This window comes from Anabaena sp. CA = ATCC 33047, from assembly GCF_963870205.1.
GTDB lineage: Bacteria > Cyanobacteriota > Cyanobacteriia > Cyanobacteriales > Nostocaceae > Trichormus.
The window spans coordinates 67640-77169 of record NZ_CAWMSA010000046.1; the positions used below are offsets into that span (position 1 = coordinate 67640).

Sequence of the window (9530 nt, forward strand, 5' to 3'; positions counted from 1 at the left end):
GGCTGGGGGGGTTAGGTCTGAGAGACTTTGATGTTAATAACAATACTTTTCAAACATCGTCTAAGGACTAAAGTCCTTACTACAAACCACCAAACGTGATTTATCCCATCTTAAAAAACCCTAAATACCTGTACTTAAACCAACCCGAAAAGTCAACCCAGGGCTATAAATTCGGTTGACTCTTTCGTATTGTTCACCGAGTAAATTTTCTAAGTAAAATGTCAGTCCCAAGCTTCTATTTAAAGGGACGCGACCACTCAGATCAAAATTTACGTAAGATGGTGAGAAATCTGTATTCTTATCATTAGGATTGAGAAACAAAGCCCGACGCGCACCACTATTATAAGTAGCGTATAAATTGGCTTGCCATCCATTTTTTTCGTAGCCAATACCAGCTTGCAAATTAGAATAAGGAATCAAACCTAATTGCAAACCTCGTTCTGTGCCTGTTTTAATTTCTGCATTCGTGTAAGTATAATTAAAAAACGTTGACCAATTCCTCGCCAATCGCCAGCGTAATGCCGCCTCAAAACCATTGGTATCAACTAGACCAATATTTTGCCATTGTCCTTGAAGAATGGCTAAACGATTATCTAAACTGCTACCAAAGTAAGTAAATTGTCCGGTTAAATCCTCAGAAAAGTTAACATCTACCCCCGCAGTCCATGAAGAACCTGTTTCCGGTTTTAAATCAGCATTAGACAACCAACCATGCACCGTATCATAAAGATATAATTGGTCTAAACCTGGGTTACGTTGTCCACCAGCCCAGCTACCACGCACAGCTAGGTTTGGCGACATAGCATAACGCAAACCGACACTGGGATTCAGATAATTACCAAATTGAGAATCAAAGCTTTGTCTTAGACCTAAGTCTACCAGAAAGGAATCGCTCACATTCCAAGTATTGACAGCAAATAATGCAGTGTTCAAAACACTACGATTTTCTTCTTCATTCAAAGCAATCCTATCGGTTCTGGTGCTGTTAGTAATACCATCTAAGTTAGTGTTTTTTAAATCTAACCCCCAACGTAGTCGATTATTAGCAGCTATTTGCCAATCATGATCTACTCTGGCTGTTAAATTTTGTGTGTCTAAAGTCCCAGTGCGATAGAATGTGTTGCCTTGAAAAAAAGTAGGGCCGTAGGTGTTAAAGTAATCTTGGTTATAACCTAGTGTAGTCGTCAGATTAGAACCTTGGGCTAGTTGCGATCGCCAAGATAAACCAATATTTAAACCATCATGATCTAACCTGTCTCTTTGCAACGGAAAACCAAAATAAATTAACCCCCGACGACTACTAAGTTTTTTAATATCCAAACTCAAAGTATTTTGGGAATTCAAATCAACAGCCAAGTTACCAAAATAAGTGCTAGTAGCTGTATCTGCATTAAATAAATTACCGCTAGCATCCCGGTTAGCTGCACCCTGTGGCACTTGATAACGATTATCAATAAAAAATCGTTCAAAGCTCAAATTATATCTAAAATTACCACTACTACCGCTAAAACTTGTCTGTTGATTATTTAAATTCAACGAACCAAATTCTACAGCACCATTAAACCGAGGAGTAACGCTTCCTTGTTTAGTGATAATATTAACAACTCCGCCAAAAGCTGAAGCACCATACAAAGCTGTGGAAGTACCACTATATAGTTCTATCCTCTCTATCGATTCTACAGGAATACTATTTAAATCCGTAGCCCCGTGATATGTACTTACATCATTATTAATCGGTCTACTATTAATCAAGAAAACCGACTGATTAATTGAGTGTCCCCGGTAGTAAGTTCCTGTATGAATATCTGCACCATGCCCAACATCATTGATAGCAAATCCCGGCATTCTTTTTAAAACATCAGCAACACTTGTTGAGCCTTGTTTTTGGATTTCTTCCTTGTCAATAATGTAAGTCGGTGTCGATTTAGGAAGTGTATCTTCTTCTCCTATTACTTCTAAATTAATATCTGCTGCATCTTCTAATGGTGCATCCTCTTGTTCTACTTCCTCAGCTTTTATTACCTCTTGAGCAAAATTTGTTTCTAACGGCTGCGTCAATAATTTCGCCTCAGTGGAGTGCAAAGTTAATTCACTTACATGAGGAATATTTGCATGAACTTTTTGAGGATTTTTATCAACATCTTGATTGCTAATTTCAACTTCTAATGCTAAGGATGGTGAACCAACAAATACACCCAATAAGCTTAACGGAAGCAAATATAAATTCTGCTTCATTTAGTTACTCCAACCAGAAAAATGTTTATTAAATTTAAGAGCCAAACAAAACAGTATCGATAAATCAGAATATATGTCAAGGTTTTTTTGTATGTTTTTTACTATGACAGCCTGTCATAGTAAGTAATTTTTCTTGGGTACAAGTTTGACAAGCTGTCATACACAAAGATGATGACAAATAAGCAGTTAAAGCTACTTGTAATTTATAGTACAAGGTTTATTGTAGATATGAACAAACCACAAAAGACTAAAAGTCCCAGCTATAAAAATGACGGTCATTAGTCATTAGTCATTGTTGATTGTTGATTGTTGACTGGGTAAAAATCTTCTCCCCTGCTCCCCTGCTCCCCTGCTCCTCTGCTCCTCCGCTCCCCCTGCTCCCCCCACTCCCTACTCCCCACTCCCTATTCTCTCTGAAGTGTTTCCAACTGGGGGTGGATGTAAATGATACTCTGTCTTTATACTGTCTTAAGAAGTGTTGCGTAAACTAGGAGTCTATACTCATGCTTATATTGATGCAAGCAGCCAAGACTGTAGCCACAGGCGGCCCCCATTTTCCCTTAGCTTTTACATTGGTTTATGTAGTGGGTTTTATTGCGGCTGTCACCATCGGTTCTATTGCTTGGTACAATTCTAAACGTCCTGTAGGTTGGGAAAACAAAGAGCGTCCTGACTTTGTACCGAAAGTAGAAAAAGAAGAAACTCCGGGTCTGGGTGAACCGAAGTCATAATTAGTCAATAGTCAATAGTCGATAGTCAGTAAAGTTGAGGCTAGAGACTTTTGACTATGGTTAGTTTTGAACTTCAACCCAACGACGATAAAGCTGTTGAATTTTTTTCAGCAGCGCAGTGTGCGCTGACTGATGAGATTCATAGCTTTGGCTTAACTCCTGCAATTTTGTCAAGAGTCTGGCTTCTTCGATCGCCACTTCACCATCACTGTAAATTAAGCCACTAATGGCCTCGATTAGATTTTCGCAGTCTTCGGTACTGGGGCGATCGCCTAAATATTCTCTCACCCATGCGTAGCATTCATGCGGTTGTACCGCTACTAACTCATACAACCAAGGCTTAATTTCTGGATCTGTAGCCAAACCTTTGGCTTGAGCGATTTCACGTAAATATTGCCGTTCTTCAGGCTGGATTTTGCCATCAATCCAAGCCGCTCCTATCAGGATTTTAACTAAATTTTTGACGTTGGCATCAGTGATCATTGCTGCCTCCTCTGGAAGATTCAGGCTTTGATCACATCGTACAATCCCTGATCGTATTCACCCTGAATTGTTGGTTTTTCTTAAGCGCACCATAAAAAACCCATCCATATCTTGACGATGCGGCCAGACTTTTAACCAACCTTCAAGTGTAGCATAGCTAGCAGCAGCTGAATCCACACTGGGGGGTAAAATTTGCCAATTAGGATTTTCAGCTAAAAATTCCCTGACTACATCCTCGTTTTCTGCTGGGTGCAGAGTACAAGTAGCATAAACTAACACACCACCTGGTTTGACAAATCCGGCTGTGTGTGAGATAATTTGCTTCTGGAGTTGAGAAAGTTCTGTAACTGATTCTGGTGTTTGTCGCCAACGCGCATCAGCATGGCGGTGGAGAGTGCCTAAACCAGAGCAAGGAGCATCTAATAAAACCCGGTCGGCAGTAAGATGAAACTGTGGTAAGTTGCGACTGTCACCAGTGCAAATTTCAATTGAGTGTAAACCCAAACGTTGGGCATTGTCTTTAAGTTTACGCAAACGGGAAGCAGTGCGATCGCACGCCCAAATTTTCCCTGTATCCTGCATCAACTCAGCAATATGAGTAGTTTTCCCCCCAGGTGCAGCACAAGCATCAACCACCACCTCACCCGGTTGGGGATCGAGAAAATGACTCACCAACTGCGCGCTAGCATCCTGTACAACCCACCAACCTTCACTAAAACCAGGAAGATGTTTAATCGCGCCAGTATTGCCAATTAATCTTAAAGCTTGGGGTAAATGCGGTATGCGCCTCGCTAAAATACCCGCAGATTTTAACGCCGTCTCTACTTCCGCAATAGAAGTACGCAAGGGATTAATTCTCAAGTCGATAGTCGGTGTTTGGTTCATCCACTCGCAGAGTCTTTCTGTTTCCTCCAAACCCAGTTGTGCTAACCAGACTTGCACAACCCAGTCAGGAAAACTGTGTAAAATACCCAAACGTTCCACTGAGTCATCTGGTAATTTTAACGGGTCTTTTGATGTTTCAGCTAAACGCACATACTGACGTAACAAACCATTGACAAAACCAGTCAGCCCAGCAAAACCATTTTCCTTAGCTAATTGGACAGTTGTATTCACAGCCGCAGAAGCAGGAATACGTTCTTGATAACGCAGTTGATAAAAACCTAAATGTAAAATACTGCGGAGTTCGCTTGGCTGTTGATGAGATTTCTTAGTAGCGAGTTGGTCAATCAGAGCATCAAGAGTACGTTGCCTACGGACACTACCATACACTAATTCTGTAACTAGACGACGGTCAAGGTCAGACAAATTAACTCTTTGTAACACTCTATCTAAAGCTACATCAGTATAAGCCCCTTTATGTACATCCTTGAGGGCAGTAAAAGCTATTTGACGGGGGTTAGTCATGAAAATTTTTAACTTTTGAGTATTAATTGTTTCCGTTCGTAGTCAGGGCTTTAGCCCTTATATCCCATGAAAACAATGTAATAGCAATCACTAACAAAAACAATTCTATCGAAAAATGCTCATTAAAAACCCCTGCTTCTCAAAGAAACCGGGGTGATAAACATTCACGAAAAAATGAGACTATGAGGACAAAATCAAAAATTATCGAGACATATATCGGTCTACATTACCGATTTCAAATTCACAGGCTCTAGAGATTAATTCTGGTGGTAATTCATCAAAACTCACTAACGATAAATAACTGCGGTTTTTGATCAGTTCTTTTGCCAATAGGAAACCAGCAATTGTCCAGGTTTGATATTTTCTCGCTTGCTTGCCGATTAGTCGCCCTTTCTTGCCATCATAATATTCTGGCCATTCATCTTCAAAAAGTCGTGTTTGAGCAATTTCCAACGCCTTAGTTGCAAGGTAAGGTTTATTAGTTTTGATAGATGCTGCCGTTAACATCCAGATCAAAACAGGCCAGCTACCAGCATTATGATATGACCAAGGTATATTTTTGGGGTCGCATCCTGTGACAATTCTATACTCTTCACTTTCTAAAGCAGGATAACAGATTTTAATGGGCATATCTCCCACTAAATCTTCCCATCTTTCTTCAATCAGATTAATGATTGCTTGTGCTTGTTCTTCCGTAGCTAAGTCGGAAATAATTGCCATCAAATTACCCAGCGAAAAGAACCGAGTATCTAACTGTGATGGGCCAACATTACCGGCTAAATAACCACCTTTTTTTGGTAGCCACTTGTCTAATTCGTAGTAAGGAATAGAGTCTACATAGATATTAAAAAGATTAACTGCTGTTTTACCGTATTCTTCACTTCTGAAACGATAAATTGCATTCAAGCGATTAATATCTATCCAATAATGTTGACGGATATGGGCGCACAAAAGCGGTAGACGGTTATCAATTGCTTCGATAACGTCTTGATTACCTTGACAGATTAACATTTCCCGCGCTGCACGCAACGCCGCATAAAATAAAACTTGTAATTCCAGAGGATGGCCATAGATACCCAAACGGCGATCAATCATGCAAGCCCCATCTGGAACTAACAGCGTGGGATACATATCAAAGCGATTCGCCAAGCAAATTTCCATAATTAAGCGGATACCCGTTTGGAATTCCGGCTGATAGGCTATAGATATGTCTTTGGTGGCGACTACATAAGCACGCAATAACAGAATCCACCATAAACAAGAATCGACTGGCGTAACTCTAGCGATCGCATGTTCCCCAAAATCCGCTTCTAAATACTCTTCGCCATTATCTGATACTACCTTAAAACTAGCTGGTATTAACCCTCTACTTGGCTTATAAGCATCTAATTGCCTTTCTTTAGGTTGTAACTTTAAAGTTTCTTCTAAAAAGTTGCGAACAATATCTGTTCTACCTTTAAGCAAAAAAATCAAAGCTGAAGATACAAAATCCCGAATAAAACATTGGTCATAATTCAAAGCCTCGACAGACACATCATAAGCAGCCACCGTCCCAACAGGACGACCTTTATAATACAGTATCGATTTCTCTAACGCTTTCCATGCAGATGCTTCTATTGTTTCTTCTGTTAGTAATTCATTTATTCTCTGCATCGCTAGACTAACTCCATTTATGGTGTACATTTTACTTGGTAGATGCGCTTGATTTGGCTAATTTTTTGCTATTTATCACTGTAAAAGCTAGAGGTTTTTGCCATAGCAAAAACTATTCCAAATCAACAGCTTGACATTTAATATCAAGCTGCAACTAATTCGTATAATTGGTCATGAACAATTAATTAGCTGTGAATCATTTATGCTTGTGGTTACCTACAGATAGCTGTAATTTTCTCCCCCAGCAATAATCTGATTAGATACAGTAATACAAGATATGTTTTTAGATTATTCATAGCTCTTTTCTTTGTGTCCAGAGCTTTCCTTTACCAAACAAAAACATATCTAACTCACTGTTTAAGGGTACTATGAAGTGAAGTCTGAAAGACTTCTAGTTATGTTTACCTAATTAGGTTTGAGTTTTTTAGACTAATATTCCCCTACAATTTAATAATTTATAACGTATTTTCAAATTTTGCAATATAAGTAATTGCCATTTTCAAAAAAAAAACAATACTTCAAAAAAATATATATTCTACACTACTGCCAGATTAACTGCTTGGCTTGAGAAAGCTAATTACCTGCAAGTTAAGCAAACTTGTAGGATGAGCATTGCTTGATATTTGCTAAAACCCCTGATTTTACGTTGTTAGCTGTGCAGGGAGCGACATCAATTGAGAAGCGTGCAAGATATGACTATAGAGACTAAAAATCAGACTAACAAGCAATATTGGAATCCCTAACATCAACTCGATAGCTAAAAGTAAATCAGGATGATTTTATTGCAAACATATTAAGCATTTGTGCCAAATTTGATAATATTTTATGTTTAATAGCATTTGATACAGATATTAATTATTTAAACAGTTAATAATCCATTTTTTGCCTTAACTGTGATCAAATTAGAGATTTTGACCATAAAATCAGGCTAACTAGCTAGACAATGTAGCAAATTTTGTTTCATACGGTATGCCTACAGTTAGGTAAGCTAACGCATTGAGGTATTGCTGAGGCTAGACGAAAGGAAAAGAAAAAAGTTCCATTCAGCTATGAGGTGAATCCCATTGTGGATGTTCTCAGGGACATCCTTCTAGAAAAATACCCAATTGTAGGGTGCGTCAGAAAATAACACAACGGTTGCACGCCAAATATCTAGCACTGACGCACCCTACGAACTGCCTCACTCTAAAGAAATTAAATCTTAGTTTTTGCTGTTCAATTTTGTGTAAAGTGCCAGCTTCAGCTATCTTAAATTTTGAGATAACATATTACGCTTAACATGACCTCGCTTTTCCCTCACCAAAAAGCCAAAGCCTTAAAACCCGGTAGCCGTCGCCCTGCTAAAGAACTATGCAGCGAGTGCGGACTGTGCGACACATACTACATCCACTATGTCAAGGAAGCTTGCGCCTTTATCACCCAACAGATAGACACCCTAGAAGCACAAACACACAGCCGTTCTCGGAACCTCGATCACCCCGATGAACTCTATTTTGGTGTACATCAAGACATGATGGCAGCGCGGAAACAGCAACCCATCGAAGGCGCACAATGGACAGGGATAGTTAGCAGCATTGCCATAGAAATGCTCAATCGCGGATTAGTAGAAGGCGTTGTCTGTGTCCAAAACAGCAAAGAAGACCGCTTTCAACCCATGCCAGTCATTGCCCGCACACCAGAAGAAATACTAGCAGCGCGGGTAAATAAACCAACACTCTCCCCCAACCTTAACGTTTTGGAACAGGTAGAAAAATCAGGGATGAAACGCTTATTAGTCATTGGTGTGGGTTGTCAAATCCAAGCACTCAGGGCTGTAGAAAAGAAATTAGGTCTAGAAAAATTATACGTTTTAGGTACACCTTGCGTAGATAACGTCACCCGTGCCGGACTGCAAAAATTCTTAGAAACCACCAGCCGATCGCCTGAAACAGTGGTACATTACGAATTCATGCAAGACTTCCGCATTCACTTCAAACATGAAGATGGCTCAATCGAGAAAGTCCCCTTCTTTGGCTTAAAAACAAACCAACTCAAAGATGTCTTTGCCCCATCGTGTATGAGTTGCTTTGATTACGTCAATTCCCTAGCGGATTTAGTCGTCGGTTATATGGGCGCACCCTTTGGCTGGCAATGGATTGTAGTCAGAAATGATACAGGTAAAGAAATGCTGGACTTAGTGAAAGACCAGTTAGACACACAACCTGTGATGTCCCAAGGTAACAGGAAAGAAGCTGTACAACAGGGTATACCCGCCTATGATCAAGGATTAACCTTACCGATGTGGGTAGCAAAAATCATGGGGGTAGTGATTGATAAAATCGGCCCTAAAGGTTTAGAGTATGCGCGATTCTCGATTGATTCGCATTTTACCCGCAATTATTTGTATGTGAAGCGGAATCATGGGGAGAAATTGGAGGCGCACGTCCCGGAGTTTGCCAAGCGTATCGTTGGGCAGTATAAGTTACCGGAGTGATGTTTCACGCAGAGACGCAGAGGAGGACACTTGCGTGGGCGGCTTTGCCGACTTGAGCAAAGTGTCCGTCGCGCAGAGAGTTTTTAGAGGTTGTTGACTACGCGGGAGATACCGTCTTTGATGAGTGTGACGTTGAAGTTGATGAGTAATCCGACTCGCTTATTGGCAAGGCGGAGGTAAGTTAGTAGTTGCTTTTTGTGTACTGGATGAACAACTTCCACTGATTTGAGTTCGACAATTACTTGATCTTCGACTATTAAATCAGCACGGAAGCCTTCATCCAAACGTACACCTTCATAAAACACCGGAATCACTACCTGTCTATCAACCTTTAACTTCCGCCTCCGCAACTCAAAATCCATAACCGACTCGTAAACCGATTCCAGCAAACCCGGCCCCAAACTTGTATGAACCTTATAAGCCGCATCCACCACCAACCCCGAAATCTCATTCTCAATCATTTCCCTCTTGCACCTCACTCTCTGCGCGACGGACACTTTGCTCAAGTCGGCAAAGCCGCCCACGCAAGTGTCCTCCTCTGCGCCTCT

Annotated in this window: 7 protein-coding genes; 2 read left to right on the plus strand and 5 right to left on the minus strand. The window is 40.5% G+C overall.

Features of this window, described 5'->3' with window-relative positions:
• Positions 1–120: 120 nt before the first annotated feature.
• A complete protein-coding gene (locus tag AACS98_RS15260) occupies positions 121–2235 on the minus strand; it encodes a TonB-dependent receptor plug domain-containing protein (RefSeq protein ID WP_066381310.1) in 2115 nt (704 codons plus the stop codon).
• A 503-nt stretch (positions 2236–2738) separates the two neighbouring features.
• Between AACS98_RS15260 and psb35 the strand changes: the two genes are divergently transcribed.
• Positions 2739–2966 carry a photosystem II assembly protein Psb35 gene (gene psb35 / locus AACS98_RS15265; protein ID WP_066381312.1) on the plus strand — a complete coding sequence of 76 codons (228 nt, stop codon included), beginning with the start codon at positions 2739–2741 and terminating at the stop codon, positions 2964–2966.
• 60 nt (positions 2967–3026) lie between these two features.
• Here psb35 and AACS98_RS15270 read toward each other — a convergent pair whose 3' ends face one another.
• The 3 genes from AACS98_RS15270 to AACS98_RS15280 all read right to left on the minus strand — a co-directional run bounded on the left by AACS98_RS15270 (position 3027) and on the right by AACS98_RS15280 (position 6509).
• Positions 3027–3449 carry a tellurite resistance TerB family protein gene (locus AACS98_RS15270; protein WP_066381313.1) on the minus strand — a complete coding sequence of 141 codons (423 nt, stop codon included), beginning with the start codon at positions 3447–3449 and terminating at the stop codon, positions 3027–3029.
• 57 nt (positions 3450–3506) lie between these two features.
• Positions 3507–4856 (minus strand): 16S rRNA (cytosine(967)-C(5))-methyltransferase, encoded by a 1350-nt coding sequence (locus AACS98_RS15275; protein ID WP_066381315.1) that lies wholly within the window; start codon positions 4854–4856, stop codon positions 3507–3509.
• Between the two features lie 201 nt (positions 4857–5057).
• A complete protein-coding gene (locus AACS98_RS15280; protein WP_066381397.1) occupies positions 5058–6509 on the minus strand; it encodes a glycoside hydrolase 100 family protein in 1452 nt (483 codons plus the stop codon).
• 1279 nt (positions 6510–7788) lie between these two features.
• On the opposite strand from AACS98_RS15280, the gene AACS98_RS15285 reads away from it, so the two are divergent.
• Positions 7789–8982, plus strand: coding sequence for a Coenzyme F420 hydrogenase/dehydrogenase, beta subunit C-terminal domain (locus AACS98_RS15285; protein ID WP_066381317.1), 1194 nt, complete (start codon positions 7789–7791; stop codon positions 8980–8982).
• An 83-nt stretch (positions 8983–9065) separates the two neighbouring features.
• Here AACS98_RS15285 and AACS98_RS15290 read toward each other — a convergent pair whose 3' ends face one another.
• Positions 9066–9443: a GxxExxY protein gene (locus AACS98_RS15290; protein ID WP_066381399.1), complete on the minus strand. Its 378-nt coding sequence runs from the start codon at positions 9441–9443 to the stop codon at positions 9066–9068.
• Positions 9444–9530 lie beyond the last annotated feature (87 nt).

Coding starts and splice junctions, on each gene's coding strand:
- AACS98_RS15260 (WP_066381310.1), bottom strand. CDS start 2,235: ATGAAGCAGAATTTATATTTGCTTCCGTTAAGCTTATTGGGTGTATTT.
- psb35 (WP_066381312.1), top strand. CDS start 2,739: ATGCTTATATTGATGCAAGCAGCCAAGACTGTAGCCACAGGCGGCCCC.
- AACS98_RS15270 (WP_066381313.1), bottom strand. CDS start 3,449: ATGATCACTGATGCCAACGTCAAAAATTTAGTTAAAATCCTGATAGGA.
- AACS98_RS15275 (WP_066381315.1), bottom strand. CDS start 4,856: ATGACTAACCCCCGTCAAATAGCTTTTACTGCCCTCAAGGATGTACAT.
- AACS98_RS15280 (WP_066381397.1), bottom strand. CDS start 6,509: ATGCAGAGAATAAATGAATTACTAACAGAAGAAACAATAGAAGCATCT.
- AACS98_RS15285 (WP_066381317.1), top strand. CDS start 7,789: ATGACCTCGCTTTTCCCTCACCAAAAAGCCAAAGCCTTAAAACCCGGT.
- AACS98_RS15290 (WP_066381399.1), bottom strand. CDS start 9,443: ATGATTGAGAATGAGATTTCGGGGTTGGTGGTGGATGCGGCTTATAAG.